Below are 21,527 nucleotides of genomic sequence, written 5' to 3'. Positions count from 1 at the left end.
CCACTATCATGATTCGCTTACATCATCTCAACCAGTCTCGCTCATTACGTATTTTATGGCTCTTAGAAGAGCTGGGCGTGCCTTATGAGATCATTAGTCATCAACGCGATCCTAATACTCATTTGGCACCAGACAGTTTAAAGGCGGTACATCCACTCGGTAAATCTCCGGTTATCGAGATGGATGGTCAACTTTATGCTGAGTCGGGTGCAATCACTGAGTTATTGATTGATCGATTTGCGCCAGAGCGCTTACGTCCTACGACTGATAGCGTAGACTATGGACATTATCTGCAATGGATTAACTTTGCTGAAAGCTCGCTCATGTTGCCGTTATTACTGGAGCTATTTACCAAAAAAGCCGGTATCGTCGATAACGAGTTTTTAGATGGTTATATCAGTCAAGAAAAACACAGACTGTTGAGCTATCTAAACGAGGAAGTTGCAGATAAGCCATTTATCGTTAGTCATAAGCTAAGCGGCGCTGACTTTATGCTGTCTTTTGACTTAATCATGCTGGCTAAGCGCGAAGCGTTAGATGATTATCCGCATATTAAGCAGTATGCTTTACAACTTGCCAGTCTTGATAGCTATCAGCGCAGCATGCGTTTAGAGGCGAATTATGATCACTCTATTTAGTACCATGGTCTAACTGTTTATCGACTATTTAATGTATAAAAAACAGCTCTTTATAGAGCTGTTTTTTATGGGCAAAAATGACCTGAGTCGTAGCTATGTGACATACAGTCAAGGAATTTTAGAATCGCTACAAGGCGACCGACCGCAGATAGTACACTGAGTACATCTAGGGCGGGTAACGCCGTAACGGTTTAAAAGTGCTCTGACTATAGCACTGTATTTCTTATCGTCTATCATTGACAGACAGCTGCATCTATCTTTTAACTTGATTTTCAATGCGTTAGTTATGCGTGATAAATGCTCCACAAAAATTATGATAAAATATTCAAAACAGGGTTTAGAATACTTTTTTGGTTTTATCAGCCTACTAAATGACTTTCTGTTAAATGGCTTTTTATTAAATGACTTTGAACGTCTTGAGCTTCATGACTATCCGACGAGCGCGATGCTTGTTTAACAACGGCTATACACCATTTTATCCCTCTACGCAGATTATCCATCCATGAGTACTGAATACCAGTTTAAGCCCCATGAACGACCATTCATGCTTGGCTCGCCTGCCACCCCTGATCACCCTGTGCGCCGTAAAGTATTTTATTTACTGATTGGTATTTTTATCGGCTTAACTGCCAGCTTTCAGAATGGTCTATTGGTCGCGAATCTCACTCAAATCCAAGGTGAAATGGGCTTAACACCAGTAGAAGGTGGCTGGATATCAGTCGCTTACAATATGACCAATGCTTGTGTCACGGTGCTGCTATACAAAATTCGCCAGCAATTTGGCATGTCGTTATTTAGCAAAATCACTTTGTTCTTTTTATTGGCAGCCACCAGTATGCAGTGGTTGGTCAGTAGCAATCTACTCAGTACGACGATTGGGATTAGCATTGAGCCTTATTATTTAGAACTGCTCGCCCGTGGCTTTAGTGGTGTGGTGGCTAGTGCGATGACGGTATTGTCTATTTTTTATTGTCTACAAGGCATGCCAACTGCTCGGCGTATCAGCGGACTGATATTGGGGTTCGGCTTGGTGCAGTTTGGCATTCCACTATCACGGATTATCTCGCCTTATTTAGCCGTTGATGGTCAGCTTGAAGGTTTATTTTTATTTCAAGTGGGATTATCGCTGATTTGCTTTGGGCTTATTAACATTCTTGAGCTACCACCGGGCAACACGGAAAAGGTCTTTGAAAAACTTGATTTGGTGAGTTTTGGCTTTTTTGCCAGTGGTCTTGCCGCCCTATCCGTATTTTTAGTACAAGGTAGAATTCAATGGTGGACAATGCCTTGGCTTAGCTATCCACTGATTATTGCCGTCGTGACTATCTCGATTGCTTTATGGATTGAGACGCACCGCAAAAACCCTATGTTACAAGTGCGCTGGATGCGTAGTCGCACCATTATTGCCTTTATGATTACTGGTGCCGTCATGCGTATTTTGCTGTCTGAGCAAAGTGTGGGCGCCGCAGGATTATTAGCAAACCTTGGTTATGGTAATGACCAGCTGATTGTTTTTTATGCCATCATCTTGGTGGCTAGCATACTGGCATTAGTGATTAGCATTTTTACCACCAAGGCGACGGATCTGCGCCGACCAGTGATTTTTGCGGTTGCATTGATTGCGATTGGTGCATGGGTAGATACGGGTGTGTCGCTAAACTCTGCCCCTTATATGTTCTATTTCAGTCAGTTTATAATCGCTTTTGCTGCCGTTTACTTTATGGGACCAATGGTATTTGAAGGTATGTTTCGCGCCATTGCTAACGGACCTGCCTATATTATTAGCTTTTCGGTTATTTTTGGTATTTCACAAACGGTCGGTGGTTTGGCAGGCGCGGCAGGTATTCAAGCATTTACCACCATTCGTACTCAGATGCATTATGCCGATATGGTCAGTTCAATGAATACCACTGATCCTGCTACGATGACCCAAATGCTACAGGGTGTGCAACGTCAAGCCACGGTCGCCGCTTATGACGATTTATTCTTTTTGATGGCTGTGGGCGCCACTATCACCGCGCTATATTTATTGATGATTTATTTTTATTACCTTTATCATAAACGCAATCCACTTGGTAAAGAACTTGCCGCATTGGCAGAAATGATGGGCAAAAAATAATAGGTGATAATCATATCGATTTGTTGCTGTTACCTTTTCTTCTTATGCTAATTACTATATTTTAAAAAGTTATCCACTATGTTTACTAATCTCATTAGGAGCGCATCATGAGCGAAGACAAGTTAAATGATCTTGATGACCATAATCAAGACACCGCTCAAGATGCTACCCAAAATACTGCTGAAAACAATCAGACATCATCCAATGCAGCAGCAATAGAGATGCCTCTAAAACAATCGAAAAATGATGATACTGTGACTATACCGAAAACAGAGGACTCGGTAATAACGTCCGTTGCTGATGCTGATGAAACGCCAATGCCGCCAAAAGAGCCTATTCCTGACGCTACAGGTTGGTCGCCTAAAAAGAAATCTTACTTTAACCTAGGCTTATTGATTGTACTAATCATTATTGGCGTCCTTTTGATTCTTTATGCGTGGAAGCTACCGCCCTTTACGCCTACGGTTCAACAGACTAATAATGCCTTTGTAAAAGGTCAAACAACGATTATCAGCCCGCAAGTTTCTGGCTATGTCACAGAAGTGGCAGTGCAAGATTTTGAAAATGTACAAGCAGGTGATTTATTGGTCAAGATAGACGACCGTGCCTTTTTGCAGCAGCTCGAACAAGCACAAGCCAATATCGAAGTCGCTATGACTGACCGCTCAAGCAATGCGCAAGATACGGGCACCAGTCAGGCACAAATCGAAGCACGTAAAGCGGACTTATATAGTGCCAAAGTCAGCGTTGATAGTGCACGCGAAGATGTAAAGCGCTATCAAGGGCTTGATGCGATTGGCGCAGTATCCAAAGCTGAAGTTGCTCATGCCCAAGCTCAGCTCGAACAAGCACAAGCTGGCGTGCAGCAAGCAGAAGCCAATTTACAAGTCGCCCTTGAGGCCAGCAAAAAAACCAGTGGTAGCCGCTCATCACTCGATGCCAATATTAAAAATGCAGAAGCAGTTGCTAAGCAAGCACAGATTAATTTAGACAATACGATTATCACTGCCCCTGAATCAGGACAACTGAGTCAAGTGAGCGTCAAAGCGGGGCAATATGTCAGCGCGGGCACACAGCTCATGTATGTGGTGCCAAAAGGCGTGTGGATTATCGCCAACTTTAAAGAAACCCAAGTGGCAAATATGACTGTCGGTGAGCCTGCAACTATTCATGTGGATGCGCTAGGCGGCGTTAAGTTTCGAGGTCATGTCAGCAATATCTCGCCAGCGACTGGCAGTGAATTTAGCGCAGGCGCGGCAAACCCTGCGACTGGCAACTATATTAAAATCGCTCAGCGTATTCCGGTACGAATAGATTTAGAACAAGGACAACCTGAGCTTGCGCAATTGCGCCCCGGTATGTCGGTGTCGGTCGATGTCGATACTAAACCGAACTAGAGCATGTTGAACTCTCACAAATAGGCTCAGCTATTTGCTAAAATTGCTCTAGACAAGCCGTAAAAAAAAGCCAGTCCAGATGTCATAATCACTATGACGCCTAGATTGGCTTTTCTACTTCTATGAAAATATGAATAGCGAGCTTGGGTTACGGCAGCAGGCGCTTGGTACTCCAGCTTTCACCATTGTCTTTAGTATAGACAATACGGTCATGCATACGATTGGCACGACCTTGCCAAAACTCAATCTCATGAATGCTAATCTCATAACCACCCCAAAACGCTGGTGTTGGCACTTGGCTACTTTCTGGATACTGGTTTTGTAGCTCATCAAACTTGGATTGCATCACCTCACGATCAGCAACTTCGCCACTTTGAGGTTGACTGACCCACGCACCCACTTGACTGTCGTGAGGACGCTTTTGAAAGTAAGCATCTGACTTATTAGCATCGATTTTAGCAATACTGCCACTAATACGTACTTGACGCTCCAGCTCATGCCAAAAGAATAGCGCTTCGGCATTCGGGTTTTCGGCAATATCTTGACCTTTAGCGCTTTCATAGTTGGTATAAAACACCACACCATTTTCGGTAATCTCACGCATAAGTACGATGCGCACGCTAGGCTTATTATCAGCACCGCACGTCGCCAGACTCATCGCATAAGGCTCTTGCACCTTTTGTACTATTGCCTCATTCATCCATTCTTTTAGTAGCTCAAATGGAGAGTCTGGGACGGACTGTTGATCAAGCTCACCTTTTTCGTATGACAAACGCTGATCGGTAAAATCCATGCTCATAAAATCTTCCTTATTTTAATATAACTATATTATGACGTTAACCCAATACTGCTTTGATATGGTCAGCCAAATCATTTGCCAACACGTCACATTCTATTTCATCATCCGACTCAACCATCACACGTATCATAGGTTCTGTACCTGATTGGCGAATGAGTAGACGACCGCGACCCTCTAAAGTGGCCTGTGCTTTTGCAAAAGCAGCAACCAGCTCTTCATGCTCAAACGGATCTTGCATTTTACTTAAGCGTACATTGACCAGTTTTTGTGGCAATTTTTCAAAGCCTTCGGTCAAATCACTGAGCGCTTTACCACGTGCTTCCATCACCGCAAGCACTTGCAAGCCAGCGATAATGGCATCACCCGTACGACTCTTATCTAAACATAGAATATGACCCGATGGTTCGCCGCCCAGTATCCAGCCATTTGCTTCAAGCTCATGCATCACATAACGATCGCCTACTTTCGCACGCGTAAATTTAATATCTGCCGCTTTGAGTGCCAACTCTAAGCCCATGTTACTCATCAGCGTACCAACCACACCTTTCGCCTTAGTCTGACCTTGGGTAGCAAGTACGTATAAAATGCCATCGCCGTCAACCAGATTACCAGCCTCATCAACCATCACAATACGATCACCATCACCGTCTAGTGCGATACCAACATCTGCCTCGTGCTCAATCACTGCTTTCTGTAAGCCTTCAGGATGGGTAGAGCCGCAGTCGGCATTGATATTGATGCCATCAGGCGTATTATTAATAGCAATCACATTGGCACCCAACTCACGCATGACTCTTGGTGCCACGCTATAGCCTGCACCATTGGCACAATCTACAACGACAGTCAGATGACTTAAGTCGTACTGATAAGGAAAACTGCCTTTACAGAATTCGATATAGCGACCTTTGGCATCATTGATTCGATTGTTTTTCCCCAATTGTGCTGGATCAAGAATAGGCATGATCACATTATTGTCCGCCTCAGAGGCACTCATAATCGCTTTTAGCTTGTCATTAATAGAGTTTTGCATCTCATCAGTCAGCTTTTTGCCATCACCTGAAAACAGCTTGATACCGTTGTCATAGTAAGGATTGTGCGACGCTGAAATAACTACCCCAGCATCTGCATTAAAACTACGGGTCAAATGCGCAATCGCTGGTGTGGGTAATGGTCCAAGCATATGCACATCAACACCAGCGGCATTAAACCCCGCTTGCAATGCGCCTTCAATCACATAACCTGACAGCCGCGTATCCTTACCGATGACCACGCTTGGCTTGCGAGCAGGGTTGTCATTATTCTCTATCAGCACACGTCCCGTCACATAGCCCAGTTTTAAAATAAAATCAGGGGTAATCGGCGACTCACCGAATTTTCCACGAATACCATCGGTGCCAAAGTAGCTCATTATGTATGCTCCCAAATCTAAGAGTGAAAACCAGACGAATACGCAAACAATAACGTATAAACAGTCTAAGTAGTTATTATTATAATCCGCTTGTGTATTTTACAAAAAAAACAGCCAACAATAACAAGGCATTGTTGGCTGTTTGTATCTTAAGGTCACTGCAGCCCTGCAAAATAGCTATCGTTGACGTAATGCAGGATTATAGAACATCTTTTAATTCACACGATAGTTCGGTGCTTCTTTAGTGATTTGAACATCATGGACATGCGACTCTTTCATGCCCGCCGATGTCACCTTAATGAATTGCGGATTGGTACGCATATCTTCGATGGTCGCAGAGCCAGTATAACCCATTGATGAGCGCAAACCGCCAACCAACTGATTAACAATACCAGCAACTGGACCTTTATAAGGAACTCGGCCTTCGATACCTTCTGGTACTAATTTCTCTACGCCATCTTTAGCATCTTGGAAGTAACGATCTGATGAGCCATTTGAGCCTGACATCGCACCAAGGCTACCCATACCGCGGTAAGCTTTGTAGTAACGACCTTGGAACAGCTCAACTTCACCTGGCGCTTCTTCGGTACCAGCCATCAATGAGCCTACCATGATGCACGAAGCACCAGCGGCAATGGCTTTTGCCATATCACCTGAATAGCGAATACCACCATCAGCAATCAGTGGAATACTGTCTTTCAATGCGCTAGCGACGTTATCGATAGCTGAGATTTGCGGCACACCGATACCAGCGATGATACGCGTAGTACAGATAGAACCAGGGCCAATACCGACTTTTACCGCATCAGCGCCTGCATCACGTAGTGCAAGTGCAGCATCCCCTGTTGCGATATTGCCACCGATAACTTGTACGTGTGGATAGTGCTTTTTAATCCAAGACACCTTATCAATCACGCCTTTCGAATGACCATGTGCGGTATCAACCACGATGATATCGACGTCGGCAGCGATTAACGCTTCAACACGCGCTTGGGTATCTGCACCAGTACCAACAGCAGCACCAACACGCAGACGACCTTGCTCATCCTTACAAGCATTTGGATTATTTTCAGCTTTTGCAAAATCATTAACCGTAATCAAACCACGTAAACGGAAATGATCGTCGATAACAATGACTTTTTCAATGCGGTGCTCATGTAGCAGACGCTTGATGTTTTCGTTGCTTTCACCTTCATGTACTGTCACCAACTGATCTTTTGGCGTCATGATTTTACTAACTGGCAAAGACAGATTGGTTTCAAAGCGCCAATCTCTGTGAGTCACAATACCCACAACATTATCAGTGCCTCTTTCTACCACAGGTACGCCTGAGATATTATTGTCTTGCGTCAGCTGTAGCAGATCACCAATCGTCATCTCTGGATGCACAGTAATCGGATCTACAACCGTACCTGCTTCAAATTTTTTGACGCGGCGTACTTGTGTGGCTTGCTTGGCGATATCCATGCTCTTGTGCAAGATACCCATACCACCTAGCTGTGCCATCGTAATGGCCATTTCAGATTCGGTCACAGTATCCATCGCGGCAGAAATCAGCGGTAGATTCAGCGTGATATTTTTGGTCAAACGGGTAGTCAGATCGGCAGTTTTTGGCAAGACTTCAGAATAAGCTGGCAACAATAAAACGTCATCAAAGGTTAAGGCTTCATCGACAATTCGCAACATACAGACCCCTAGTGGTGGTTATTTTGATGGGTGGGATATTTTTGGCATTAAGACAATCAACCAAAATCACCGATATGACTTTATGAAGCTAAAGTCTTAAAATTAAAGACCTTGTATCACAAAGTTTTAGATAATCAGCAATGAGCCAGCCGGTGTTTGTGATTAAACAAACAGAGACACTCGAAAATTGCAATTGATTGATGCTAATAAGTTTGCACAAATATAGCGCGCCCCTACTCTTAATCGCTCATTTATCCCTTAAAAATAACGCCATATTATAACAAATAATCAGACAAATCGCATGCTATATTTGTCAGCTTATTTTGCTAGCGCTTGTCTATCGATATCGACGTCTGTAAAGCTCAGCTATTTAAAAGCATAGAAAATATACTCAATCGTCGGTTACTAGTCTTTACCCTTCAATATCAAACGTTCAGCAGGCAGATAAGCTTTTTGTTTGCTATATAAGTAATTCAACATCTGCTCACGTATCTCACAGGCCAGTGTCCATGCTTCTATGGGACCTACCGCTGAAACAGCGCCGCGCAAGTGAATAATGTTGGCAGTCACCTCAACGACAAACATTTCAGGCTCAGTTTTGTTGTCCCAAAGCTTATTGTCTTTAACCGCCGATATAAATTGCTGGCGAATGGCGTCAATATCTGCACCATAATCGACATATAAAAACACAGGACAGGTCTGATGTACTTCTGTATGTGACCAGTTTTCTACCGTTTCGGTGATCAGTTCGCGCATCGGCACGATCAATCGACGTTCATCCCATGTTTTGAGTACCGCATACGTATAACGCAGGTCTTCAACGGTACTAAAGTTGCCATCCATTATCACACTGTCGCCAATCCGTACCGGCTGGGTCACGGCCACCTGTACCCCAGCAATAATGTTACCCAGTATCGGCTGCGCGGCAATTCCAATGACCACGCCTGCGATACCAGCCGAGGTCAATAGCGTCTTACCAAGGCCTTCCATGTTGGCAAATTCACTGAGACCAATCCAAATACTGCCCAAAATCATGACAAAAATAAAGACGCGGCGAAATATCGATACATAAGTACGGCGACGGCGCTCTTTATCAAAGTGCTCTTCAGCCAGATTTTCAATTTGTAGGCTTTGATAGCGATTAGCAAAAAAGTTAATAACGCGAATGCCAAGCCATAAGGTGCTAAATACTAGCCCAATCCAGATAAGCGGACGAGTCGATGACGCAACCGCATCTAAATAGGGAAAGCCGCCTGACACCAAAGTAAAGACAAGCGAAAAACTGATGGTAAAAGTCAACGGCACGGTCAGCTTATTGACCAAATCTGCTACGCCATTCGTACTACCAACATAATTACTGTATTTTTCATCGTCGATATAACGACTAATGATTTTTTCCGTGCCTTTACTAAGTAACCATCCTACTCCCATGGTCACTAAGAAAAACAGTGCTAATGCCAAAAACTCCCATAGTGCGATACTGAAAATCTTAAGTTTTAACCACCCAGGTAAATAACGCTCAAATTCCGCTGGATGATATTGTTCATAGAGATTGTCGATATTATCAACTGTCTGTGCAGAAAACACCCAAATAGGCGCAGCCTCACCAACCCGTACTCGTTGCAAATAGATGGGAACACGGCGCTCACGATAGTCGATATAGCCTAGCTGAATCGAGCGTCTAGGGATGCCCATGATACTACTGGTATTACCAAGTGGTGGCTCGATTAAACCATCTGGGCGATCTGGCAGATCATCAAAAACGTAAAGCTCTTTTTCCGCTAACAAAAAATCCAACCGTTTTGATAACTCAAGCGCGTGGTTACGCTGAATTTTCTGATCGATTAAATTCATGTTAAGTGCATAAGCAGCCAAGTCGTATTGTTGCTTCATGACCGCTGACTGAAAAAACTCTAAAGTCGCCAGTGGCGTGGTTAAATTTGGCGGCTCCGATAATGGCGGCAAGCCTACATTGAGCTTGTCTAGCAAATAATAACTTTCATTGTATTCACCCGTCAGTCCAGAATCTCCCTGCAAATTACCCGCTTGCTCTACTACATTGCGCTCGGTAGGATCAAATATTTCTTCTGCAACACCAGAGATGCTGAGGCTTTCGTCTTTAATTGTATTGATTTTCTGAGTGGCATATTCAGCTAGATTATCGGGCTTGCTGATTGAATTCGATGATGAGTTGGACTGCTCACCCGCAGCTTGTTCGCTATCGCTAGTGCTTGCAGCATTAGCGGGTGCAAACACAGCATTCATGCTGACTATAAAAAAAACCAATAGTAATGACAAAATACTGGCGCGCACATTCCAACGCTGGGGGTTAGGATAGTGGTCACTGTCGGTATCAATTGCTATACAATGACCGCCAACAATGCTTTTTTTGAGAATATTCATATTTTAAAAGCCATTAATTCACTTGATGTTTGCATCTCTTGAAGTTTGCCTACAAAGCTTGTTCTTACATATATTGCATAGCCAATTTAGCTTCATCTTTCTGGTTTGACTGCAATTTATCTTGTTCTTAGCACCATTTTTAAAATGATGATACGCCCTAGTTTAGTCTATAAAAAAAGCCAGCTCAAAGCTGACTTAGTTTATGACTATCTATATGGGTGTTCTGTAACATGATTGCCTTAAGCGCGGCGCCATGTCGTGCCAGCACGGCTGTCTTCAAGCTCAATACCAGCATCTTTTAGTTGCTCACGTATCTCATCAGCACGCGCAAAGTTTTTATTGGTTTTGGCATCCGCACGCTCAATGATTAAACCATCGATAGTGTCATCGGTTAAACCATCATCTGCCTTGTCACCAATCACTGCTTGCAAAAACTGTTGAACTGGCTGCTGTAAAATATTGAGTACCTGTGCCAACGCTTTGAGCTGCTCTGCTAATTGCCATGCAGTGTCTACATCTTCGGCTTTAATGGCTTTATTAATATCACGCGCCAGCCCAAACAATACACTAATCGCCGTTGAACTATTAAAGTCATCGTTCATGGCTTTGATGAAATCTTGTCCAGCACTACTGCTATAAGCATCATTTATCAGCGTATCACTGACGACGAGCGCCTGCCCTTTTTGCTGTTCGGCCAATTTTAACGCATTATATAATCTGCTTAGGCTATTATGTGCTTCGTCCAATGCGTTATCAGAAAAATTGACTTGGCTGCGATAATGGCTTGATAATAAGAAAAAGCGCACCGTTTCAGGCAGATATTTTGCCATCACATCACGAATAGTAAAAAAGTTACCCAACGACTTGGACATTTTTTCGCCATCGACATTAATGAAACCAACATGCATCCAGTTACGCGCGTATTCACAGCCAGTCGCGGCTTCAGACTGCGCTATCTCGTTTTCGTGATGCGGAAATTGCAAGTCATGACCACCGCCATGAATATCAAAGGTATTACCTAAGCACTTGGTCGACATCGCTGAGCATTCGATATGCCAACCTGGACGCCCTTGGCCCCATGGTGATGCCCATTGTGGCTCATTAGGTTTTGCTGCCTTCCATAAGACAAAATCAAACGGATTGCGCTTGTCATTTTCGACATCGACACGTGAACCTGCTTGCATCTCATCGAGATTACGCTTAGACAATTTACCATAATCTGCAAAGTTATCGACGGCATAGTAGACATCACCATTGTCGCCTGCGTAAGCATAATCACCTGTAACCAATGTCTCAATCATTTTCTGCATGTCATCGATATGATCAGTTGCGCGTGGCTCAGCGTCTGGCATCTCGCAACCAAGAGCGGTTGCATCTTCGTGCATGGCTTCAATAAAACGCTGTGTTAACGTACCAATCTCTTCGCCGTTCTCAGCGGCACGAGCGATGATTTTGTCATCGATATCGGTGATATTGCGCACATAATTAACGTCATAGCCTAACTGAGCCAACCAGCGCACTACCATATCGAAACCAACCATCACTCGCGCATGACCGATATGACAATAATCATAAACGGTCATACCGCACACATACATGCCTACTTGCCCTGATTTGAGTGGTACAAACTGACGTTTTCCGCCAGTCAGTGAGTCATAAATAGCAAGCTGAGACATCGCATCGGCAAGTGGTGTGGTCATGGTTAAAAAGCCTTTTAATATAAATGAAATAGATAAAATAAAAACAAAAATACAATCAATGCTTGGGTATTAAATAGCACTGATTACGGTTGTTATGAATGTAAAAGCAGCGGCAAAAATAGCAGCAATATAAAACTTAACCCATTATCTTAGCGAAAACAGCCATAAAATACTACAATGAGCCCGCAACTAACATCATTCAATCATAAAAAACTGTTAAGGATTTAGATATGGGCAATCGTTTAAGCAAAATATATACGCGTACTGGAGATGACGGTAGCACTGGCATGGCAGACGGCAGCCGCGTCAGCAAAGCAGACAATCTATTTAGCGTAATGGGTGATATCGACGAGCTTAACTCACACATTGGTCTGGTACGCGCTCAGTTACAGCATAATAAAGGGCAATCTATAGAAAAAGAATTTTCTCAAGCGTTAGTCATCATTCAGCATTTATTGTTTAATATCGGTGGTGAGCTGGCTATGCCAGAATATGAAGGCGTCAATGCCACTCACATTGCATGGTTAGAACAGCAAATTGATGCGATGAATACAACCTTGCCGCCGCTAAAAGATTTTATTTTGCCCACAGGTTCGGTATTGGTCAGCCAACTGCACGTTGCGCGTACGGTCTGTCGCCGTGCTGAGCGCCAAGCAGTGCTATTACAGCAAGAGCGTCCACAAGCGATTCGCAGTACGGCCGTGAGCTTTATCAATCGCTTATCGGATTGGTTGTTTGTCGCTGCTCGCTTTTGTACAGATCCCAATAAAGTCTCTGAAGTCTTATGGGACAGTCAGGTATTACAAAAATTCGCTGATAAAAAATAATTGCGCAGGACTACTTTAGTGGACTAAAACGCTAAAATAATACCCTAGAATCAAGGTTTAGCATAAAATATAAAAAAGCCCGCAACCTTAACACTGCGGGCTTTTTATTGACTAAGCGATACTATTCAGTGACGACAATATTATTCGAAAACAGCTTAAATCTTACTAATTAGTAAGTAGCGCTGTCATCTTCAATAATGACCATATCGATACTTTCATCTTTAGGTACTGATTTCGGTACAGCTGGTGTGGCTGGGGTTTTGACCTCAGGAGTGGCTGACGCGCTGCTATCCGTGTTACTACTGCTTGGATTGTTAATAGTCGGCGGCGTGGCAGGCTGAGTAGGACGAATCGGCTCAACTGGCTTGACTACTTGAGGCTGACGAACAGGTGCTGACTGACTGTCATCTTGAGGCTGACGAACAGGTGCTGACTGACTGTCATCGTTTTGTGCTGCACGGCGCTCTGCGCTACGTTGGGCGCGCTGCTCATCCATCGCTGATTTAAATACAGAGCCTGCCATCACATCGGCGACCACAGTAATTAATGCTGGCTGCCCAGCAATACGTGTGCGCACTTGACCGCCTTGAGTACCAACGACATAGGTAAAAGCATCATCAACCAACATGTTATTGTTGATACGAATGTTATTTTGCGCTAAGCGTGATTGTAGGCTCGGCAAATTGTTGGCTGCTTGTACTTGACTGGCTTGATACAAATCTTCGCTTGGCAACGTCATGCTCACACTTGCCTGACAAGTCGTCATACCATTGTCATTGGCTGCTTGTAAGACTGCAGCATTTTGTACATCAATCACAATGCCGTTGGTTTTATTAGTGATAGCGCCGCTAGCGAGACTGATCTCTGCATCATTTGCGTAGTTGGCAGCCAGCGTTTGTGCTTGTTGATTGAGCGTGTTTTTTAGAGCCGTTTTGAGACGATCTTGTACCATTGGGTCATCACAGCTCACCGCAGTAGCTGCGGTGTTTTCAGTAGACGCAGACTCTTGCTCTGTGAGCTCTGCCGTCTCGGTGGTATCTTCCTTCTCTGAGCGATCACAGCCAGCAAGCGCTAAACCACATACCATGCCAATACCAGCCACTTTATACCACTTGCTCACGTTTTTATTTGCTACGCTCATATTTCTTTTGCTCCCAATTTACTAATACGTACCGCCACTGATGGACAGTGATTTATGTTCAAACCGCAACCCTAGCTGCCCTAGGTTTGAAAACCAGATTATTATACGGTGTTTAAATAAAATGTTCATTAGTGTAGCCCATGGATATACAAATAACGCCCCTCATTATAGGTAAAACCTGTATTTAGTTGCAAAAACATAACAAATACATACTTATGAATTCGCTGTAAATACGCTTTTAGACTACCGCGATCAACTAGGGTCTGTTGAATGTTTGAGAGACATTAAACCTATTCTAAGATTTCGCTCAGCTCATATCTATAAAGTTTTGGGATAAAAGGAACCACATATTAATATTGCTCTATCGAGCAAATTTTATTAGACGCTGTTGTTTTAGCACTATATGATTGCGCGTATCACTAACCAACCATATAAATTATGATAAATTTCGAAAACACGCTTTTATTGGGTCATCGCGGTGCGCGCGGCGAAGCATTAGAAAATACCTTTTCAGGCTTTGAGTACGCTCAACGTCTCAACATTCAGGGTCTAGCAGGGGTTGAGTTTGATGTACAACTGAGCGCGGATGGTCATTTAATCGTGTTTCATGATGACACGCTGCAACGCATGTGTGGTCAGCAAGCACGTGTTGATCAGTTGAATCTTACTGAGATTCAACGCCATTCGCAGTTTGGTCATCAGATTATGACATTAGGGCAGGTAGCGCCGTTGCTAAAGGGCTTTACTTATATTGAACTGGAGATTAAAACGCATGACCGTACTGATTATGCTAAATTGGTACAAGCATTGGCACGCAACCTCATCGATAGCCCACTTGCCAAACTATCCATTGTGCTGACCAGCTTTGATGTAGAGCTACATGTTCGCTTACAACGTCATCCATTACTAAAGCATATCTCTCGCGGCTTGCTCATTCGCACACCTGAAGTCTTAATGACTGCACCGAATACCGCCTTGCAACTTGGCTGTATTCAGCTAGGTATCCACTATCCGCTGATTAGTCGAGCAGTCATTAAACATAGCCAACGTTATGGCTTGCCAGTGAGTGCGTGGACGGTCAATGATATTGACACGATTAAACAGCTGATCGCGTGGCAAGCTGACGTCATCATCACTGATTATCCAAGTCATTTACTGCTGGGTTAATAAGCATCGCCTTTATTTGATTTATTTAAAATCATCTACATATCTACGGTGTTACTTACACTTCTCCTCAATGCCTGATAAGTCATCCATTATTTTCGTTAATACATTCCATAATCAATACAAGTTATTGTTATTTAGAAATATTTTTACAGTGTATAACTGTTCACTTTATTGATTTTTTAAGGTATCATATAGACTTAAATTAATACCGTTAGGGATATTATATGATTGCAAAAAAAGCACTTGGCTTACCGCTTAAAGGCTTACGTTTCGCTATCAAATCTGGTGATACGCTTATCAAAGCCGCCAGCACTCAAGCCACACGTTTTAAGACACGTTTTGACGAGAGTAAAACTGCAAGCTCGCTTAATGAGCAGCCTGTTGCCAAACGCAACTACGCCCATGCTGCGGGAGAGCAAGATGTCGCTACTAAAGAAGACAGCATTGATATGCGCGAGTTTGAGTTTACAAAAGCGCCGATCAACTGGATTCCAGCGACTATCTTGGTAGCCACACCTATTGCTGCTGCGATCATTACACCATGGTATTTGTTTACTCATGATGTTAGCGCGCCGGTTTGGGGCGTATTTGGTGCCTTTATGGTATGGACAGGCATTAGTATTACGGCGGGTTATCATCGCCTGCTATCGCATCGTGCTTATAAAGCGCATCCAATCGTCAAAAACTTTTTATTGCTAGGTTCCACCTTTGCCGTACAAGGTTCAGCGTTTGATTGGGTTTCTGGTCACCGTACGCATCATCGTCATGTCGATGACCGCTTAGAAGACCCGTACTCAGCAAAGCGTGGCTTTTTCTTTAGTCACATGGGCTGGATGCTACGCAATTATCCTAGCGGTAAATTTGACTATAAAAATATCCCTGACCTAACCAAAGATAGAACCTTACAGATTCAGCATAAATATTACGGTCTCTGGGTTGCGGCATTGAACATCGGTGCAGTCGCTGCGATCGGTTGGTTATTGGGTGATGTTTGGGGTACTTTGGTCATCGTAGGCTTACTACGTCTGGTACTGACGCACCACTTTACCTTCTTTATTAACTCGCTCTGTCATATGTTTGGCACGCGTCCTTATACGGATACCAATACTGCTCGCGATAACTTCTTCTTAGCTATCTTTACGTGGGGTGAGGGTTATCATAACTACCATCACTTCTTCCAATACGACTATCGTAACGGGGTAAAATGGTGGCAGTATGATCCTACTAAATGGTTGATTGCTGGTTTATCGAAGCTGGGCTTAACCAGTGAGCTACGTACCGTTGATGACACCACTATCAAGCATGCAGAAGTACAAATGCAATTTAAAGCGGCACAGCAGCAGATTGATACGGCAGCAGTGGGCGGTCTTGATCTTCCTCATGCCATGAAAAGCTTCCAAGATCGTATTAAGTTTGAATATGATGCCTTTATGCAGACTGTTGAAGAATGGAAAGCACTCAAAGCCAAAACGATTGAGCTGAAAAAGACAGAATATGCCGATCGCTTGCATGAAGTGGAAGATGAGCTAAAGCATGACTATGCCAAAATTGAACAAAAAATTCTTGAGCATAATAGCAATTTAAAAACTGCGTTTCGCTCTATCGGCATAAGTAAAAAAGCGGCATAATCGCTGATTATTAAACTGTATTTTATTACCTTTGTGATGAACGATAATTGTAAAGCTTCTCCTTCCCTCTATCTGCTACAGATAGAGGGATTTTTTTGCTCATCCTTTATAGATCGTGTCGAACATTGATTTATAAAAATAAAAAGGACAAGTGGAAGCAATATCTTTGTTTGATAGGCTAAATGCATTCAATATTACTCATGGTTTTTGGGTGCGCTATTACAAGAGATGGACAGAGTGAAACGATGTAATATCAAGGCTATGCTATAGTGCTTTTATCGCCCCTACACTTTACTTATATTTCAAAAGCAGGAACGGCTTGTATGCGCTATCAAAATACCTATGTCAATCTAGACACTCGCCTTTATCATGAGCAACCGCCAACGCCGCTGGACAATCCACGTGCTGGACACTTCAACATGCAAGTTGCGCAGCAGTTAGGCTGGATAGATGATGAAGATCTGATGACACATTGGGTAGAGATACTCGGTGGTCAATACGTGCCAGTGCATTTTAAGCCATTGGCCATGGTTTATGCGGGTCACCAATTTGGGCAATGGGCAGGTCAATTGGGTGATGGGCGCGGCTTGCTGATGGCACAAGTGCTCGATAACAATAATCAATTGCAAGACTTGCACCTTAAGGGCATTGGTCTGACGCCTTACTCGCGGATGGGTGATGGACGTGCTGTCTTGCGCAGCACTATTCGCGAGTATTTATGTGGTCATGCCCTTACACAATTGGGTATTCCCTCCTCTAATGCTTTGGGATTTGTTGTCTCCGACACGAGGGTGCGCCGTGAGCGCATGGAAGCAGGTGCGGCATTGATGCGCGTGGCCGATAGTCACATTCGTTTGGGTCATATCGAGTGGATTGCCAGCTTTGCGCCCGATTTGCTCGCTGAGTTCACCGATTATATGATCGACACTTATTATCCAGAGTGCCGTGATAGTGACGCTCCGATACTGACATTTTTAACCACGGTGGTTGAGCGAACCGCACGAATGATCGCTGACTGGCAACTGATTGGCTTTGCTCATGGCGTGATGAATACTGACAACCTCTCTATCACTGGTAGCACCTTAGACTTTGGTCCATTTGGTTTTATGGAGCGCTTCAACCCTGCTTGGATCAACAACCACTCTGATCATACTGGTCGCTACGCTTATCAGAATCAACCTGCTATTGGTCACTGGAATCTCAATGCTTGGCTGCCACATTTTATGCGCTTAGAGGGCGTAACACGTGAGGCGTTAGCAGACTGTCTAGCGCCTTATGAAGCCAGATTTATGCAGCACTATCAGCAAGGATTGTGCCGTAAACTTGGGTTGCCGCACGAGTTTGATAGTCTAACCTTGGCTTTCGAATGGTTAACCTTGTTAGAAGACAACTTGCTGGACTATACCAATAGCTTCCGTGCGCTACTCGGTTTGGTCGCGCCGAATGAGCACCATTATGAAGAGCAGCTATTGTCAACCATGACAAATGAGCTTAGCGATGATGCCAAACAAGTCTGGCAAGATTGGTCGACTCGTTATGTGGCTCAAATAAAACAGCTGCCACTTGAGCAAGTTATCGATGATATGACAGCCAACAATCCTGTTTATGTACTGCGTAATAGTATGGCGCAGCGTGCCATTATGGCAGCAGAACAAGGACAGTTCGAAGAAGTGAGTCGAGTATTCGATTTACTGGCTAACCCTTATCAGGTACAAGCAATCGCTACCCTTCTCGATACGATGCCGCCTACCCCACATGCGCCGCAAATGCCGATTAGTTGCTCGTCTTAATTGAATGTTATTAAACTGCTATTCTGTAATATTTTGAAACATTATAAGATTAAGGTTGATATTTAACCCTATTTTTTGGCATTATTAATTGGCTAAATAATGAATATCATTTTACTATATTATTCTCGCCGTTCACGGCAGCTGACTAGGCAGTGAATTGGCAATAGTGCTAGAATAACTGTGTTTGCTAGATTATTATTATTTTTTTGGCTCAATGCTTAATCGCTAATCCTGACACTTTGAATTATTAACTGTTTAGCGTCACGTTGCCCTTAGAGGATTATTATTCCATGATTTTTTGAGGGTAAAACGTTATTTTTATCTCCATTTACTTTATTCCAATTTATTCTAACCATGGCAATTATTATGAATGACGATACCACTTTGAATACGGATAACCTTAGTACAGAAAAAGAGCAGTTTGAACAAGCTGCCTTACATTATCATGAGTTCCCACGTCCAGGCAAAATCTCTGTCACCCCTATTAAGCAGTTGGCAAACCAACGTGACTTAGCACTTGCCTATTCACCAGGTGTGGCAGTTCCTTGTCTTGAGATTCAAAGAGATCCGACGTTAGCGGCTAAATATACCGCCCGTAGCAACTTGGTTGGTGTTATCACCAACGGTACAGCGGTACTGGGTCTAGGTAATATCGGGCCATTGGCATCGAAGCCTGTAATGGAAGGTAAAGGGGTTCTATTCAAAAAATTCGCAGGTATCGATGTTTTTGATATTGAAATTGCACAAAATGATCCAGACAAATTCATCGAAGCTGTTGCCTCTCTTGAGCCTACTTTCGGTGGCATCAATCTAGAAGACATCAAAGCACCAGAATGTTTCAAAATTGAGCGTGAATTACGTAAGCGCATGAACATTCCAGTATTTCATGATGACCAACATGGTACGTCAATCATTGTTGCTGCAGCAATGCTTAACGCGCTATTGATTACTGGCAAAAAAATCGAAGAGATTAAAATCGTCTGTTCAGGTGCTGGTGCTGCTGCCATTTCTTGTTTAGATATTATTTGCGCACTTGGTGTAAACAAAAATAATATCTTTGTTTCAGATTCACGCGGTATCATTACGACTATCCGTGAAAATCTTGACGAAACCAAACAGCGCTATGCCCGTGAGACGACTGCGACCACTATCGACGAAGTGATGGATGATGTCGATATGTTCCTTGGTCTATCGATGCCTGGCACGTTATCTGAAGATATGGTTCGCCGTATGGCAAAAGACCCTATCGTCTTTGCACTTGCTAACCCAACGCCTGAAATCATGCCAGAATTGGCGCACGCCGTACGTCCAGATGTCATCATGGCAACGGGTCGCTCAGACTATCCAAACCAAGTAAACAACGCTTTATGCTTCCCTTATATCTTCCGCGGCGCATTAGATGTTGGTGCCACGACTGTTAACGAAGAGATGAAAGTTGCTTGTGTAAGAGCTATCGCTGCGATGGCACACGTTGAAGCAACGCCGACCACCAGCGCTAGAAACATTGAAAAAATGCAAAGTTTCGGTCGTGATTACTTGATTCCAGGACCTTTAGAGCCAAACCTAATCATCGAGATCGCGTCTGCGGTCGCTCAAGCTGCGATGGACTCAGGCGTTGCAACCTTACCTATCGCTGATATGCAAGCTTATCGTCAGCGTCTGTCTGAGTTTGTCTATAACTCTGCATTCGTGATGAAACCAATCTTTGCTCGCGCTAAAGCCGATCCAAAACGTATCGTTTACTGTGAAGGTGAAGACAATAATATCTTACTTGCTGTGCAAGTGGTCGTTGATGAAAAGCTAGCACAACCTATTTTAATTGGTCGTCCTTCAGTCATCGAAGCCAATATCGAAAAACTAGGGTTACGTCTAAAAGATGGCGTGAACATCTCTATCGTCAATATCGATGACGATCCTCGTTATAAAGACTACTGGCAGGGTTACTACGAGAAGAACAAACGTCTTGGTGTGAGTATTGAACTTGCTCGTCGTGATGTTCGTCGTAAGACCACATTGATCGGCTCACTATTGGTCGAAAATGGCGCTGCAGATGGTATGGTATGTGGTACGTTTAGCCATTATCAGTTGCACTTAAAATATGTACAAAGCGTTATTGGCAAAAAAGAAGGTGTGAACGACTTCTATGCTATGAATGCGGTACTCATGCAAGATCGTAATATTTTCATCGCCGATACTTATATCCACGAAGATCCAACGGCTGAACAATTGGCTGAAATGACTGTCTTGGCGGTTGATCAGTTACGTCGCTTTGGTATTACACCACGTGTCGCACTAGTTTCTCATTCTAATTTTGGCGCTTCAAATCGCACCAGTGCTGTAAAAATGCGCAAGGTCTATGAACTGCTGACAGATATGAATGTAGACTTTGAATTTGACGGCGAGATGCAAGGTGACGCCGCGCTGAACGAACACATTCGTTTAAACAACATGCCATCAAGTCCATTAAAAGGTGCTGCAAATTTGCTCATCTTACCAACACTTGACGCCTCAAATATTGCCTTCAACTTACTCAAGACAGCAACTGGTAGCGCCTCTATTGGTCCTATTTTATTAGGTACTAGCAAACCGGTACATATTCTCACACCATCAGCAACTGCACGTGGTATCGTCAATATGACTGCTCTTTCCGTTACTGAAGCTCAAGATTTGGCGAGCGAAAATCAGTAATTCATCCTGCGCTACCTAGTAGTATGTATTATCGAGATGGTCTCTGTTATTCATTTATAGAGACCGTCTGCTATACTAAAACCAGTCAATGCTATTAAATAGCGTTGACTGGTTTTTTTTGCTTGTTATACATTGG

The 21,527-nt window shown here is 43.5% G+C and carries 14 protein-coding genes; 8 read left to right on the top strand and 6 right to left on the bottom strand.

The window, feature by feature from the left end; genetic code table 11:
* Positions 1 to 8 precede the first annotated feature (8 nt).
* The 3 genes from JFC08_RS08600 to JFC08_RS08590 all read left to right on the top strand — a co-directional run bounded on the left by JFC08_RS08600 (position 9) and on the right by JFC08_RS08590 (position 4,154).
* Entirely contained in the window at positions 9 to 638 is a 630-nt protein-coding gene (locus JFC08_RS08600; RefSeq protein ID WP_198330425.1) for a glutathione S-transferase family protein, read from the top strand.
* Between the two features lie 502 nt (positions 639 to 1,140).
* Positions 1,141 to 2,757: an efflux MFS transporter permease gene (locus JFC08_RS08595; protein ID WP_198330424.1), complete on the top strand. Its 1,617-nt coding sequence runs from the start codon at positions 1,141 to 1,143 to the stop codon at positions 2,755 to 2,757.
* A 107-nt stretch (positions 2,758 to 2,864) separates the two neighbouring features.
* Complete coding sequence (locus JFC08_RS08590; protein ID WP_198330423.1) at positions 2,865 to 4,154, top strand: HlyD family secretion protein; 1,290 nt, start codon at positions 2,865 to 2,867, stop codon at positions 4,152 to 4,154.
* A gap of 148 nt (positions 4,155 to 4,302) precedes the next feature.
* On the opposite strand, the gene pdxH is transcribed toward JFC08_RS08590, so the two are convergent.
* From pdxH to cysS, 5 genes are all read right to left on the bottom strand, one after another.
* Positions 4,303 to 4,947, bottom strand: a complete 645-nt coding sequence (pdxH, locus tag JFC08_RS08585) for a pyridoxamine 5'-phosphate oxidase (protein ID WP_198330431.1) — start codon at positions 4,945 to 4,947, stop codon at positions 4,303 to 4,305.
* 43 nt (positions 4,948 to 4,990) lie between these two features.
* Positions 4,991 to 6,361: a phosphoglucosamine mutase gene (glmM, locus tag JFC08_RS08580; protein WP_198330422.1), complete on the bottom strand. Its 1,371-nt coding sequence runs from the start codon at positions 6,359 to 6,361 to the stop codon at positions 4,991 to 4,993.
* A 213-nt stretch (positions 6,362 to 6,574) separates the two neighbouring features.
* Entirely contained in the window at positions 6,575 to 8,047 is a 1,473-nt protein-coding gene (guaB, locus tag JFC08_RS08575; protein ID WP_045454296.1) for an IMP dehydrogenase, read from the bottom strand.
* Positions 8,048 to 8,452: 405 nt separating this feature from the next.
* Entirely contained in the window at positions 8,453 to 10,450 is a 1,998-nt protein-coding gene (locus JFC08_RS08570) for a mechanosensitive ion channel family protein (protein ID WP_227697706.1), read from the bottom strand.
* Positions 10,451 to 10,689: 239 nt separating this feature from the next.
* Positions 10,690 to 12,150, bottom strand: a complete 1,461-nt coding sequence (gene cysS, locus JFC08_RS08565; RefSeq protein ID WP_198330421.1) for a cysteine--tRNA ligase — start codon at positions 12,148 to 12,150, stop codon at positions 10,690 to 10,692.
* A 230-nt stretch (positions 12,151 to 12,380) separates the two neighbouring features.
* Here cysS and JFC08_RS08560 point away from each other — a divergent pair, with 230 nt between their 5' ends.
* Positions 12,381 to 12,977 (top strand): cob(I)yrinic acid a,c-diamide adenosyltransferase, encoded by a 597-nt coding sequence (locus tag JFC08_RS08560; RefSeq protein ID WP_198330420.1) that lies wholly within the window; start codon positions 12,381 to 12,383, stop codon positions 12,975 to 12,977.
* 169 nt (positions 12,978 to 13,146) lie between these two features.
* On the opposite strand, the gene JFC08_RS08555 is transcribed toward JFC08_RS08560, so the two are convergent.
* Positions 13,147 to 14,118, bottom strand: a complete 972-nt coding sequence (locus tag JFC08_RS08555; RefSeq protein ID WP_198330419.1) for a hypothetical protein — start codon at positions 14,116 to 14,118, stop codon at positions 13,147 to 13,149.
* 438 nt (positions 14,119 to 14,556) lie between these two features.
* Between JFC08_RS08555 and JFC08_RS08550 the strand changes: the two genes are divergently transcribed.
* The 4 genes from JFC08_RS08550 to JFC08_RS08535 all read left to right on the top strand — a co-directional run bounded on the left by JFC08_RS08550 (position 14,557) and on the right by JFC08_RS08535 (position 21,391).
* Positions 14,557 to 15,285, top strand: coding sequence for a glycerophosphodiester phosphodiesterase (locus tag JFC08_RS08550; RefSeq protein WP_198330418.1), 729 nt, complete (start codon positions 14,557 to 14,559; stop codon positions 15,283 to 15,285).
* A gap of 449 nt (positions 15,286 to 15,734) precedes the next feature.
* Entirely contained in the window at positions 15,735 to 16,913 is a 1,179-nt protein-coding gene (locus JFC08_RS08545; protein ID WP_198330429.1) for an acyl-CoA desaturase, read from the top strand.
* 323 nt (positions 16,914 to 17,236) lie between these two features.
* A complete protein-coding gene (locus tag JFC08_RS08540) occupies positions 17,237 to 18,703 on the top strand; it encodes a protein adenylyltransferase SelO (RefSeq protein WP_198330417.1) in 1,467 nt (488 codons plus the stop codon).
* 366 nt (positions 18,704 to 19,069) lie between these two features.
* The gene (locus tag JFC08_RS08535; protein WP_060491229.1) at positions 19,070 to 21,391 is read left to right on the top strand and encodes an NADP-dependent malic enzyme; all 2,322 of its coding nucleotides are present in this window, start codon (positions 19,070 to 19,072) and stop codon (positions 21,389 to 21,391) included.
* Positions 21,392 to 21,527 lie beyond the last annotated feature (136 nt).

The sequence above is a fragment of the Psychrobacter cibarius genome (assembly GCF_016107535.1).
In the GTDB taxonomy this organism is placed as follows: domain Bacteria; phylum Pseudomonadota; class Gammaproteobacteria; order Pseudomonadales; family Moraxellaceae; genus Psychrobacter; species Psychrobacter cibarius.
Note: the sequence above shows the minus strand (reverse complement) of the source record. Positions and strands in the feature narration are given on the sequence as shown.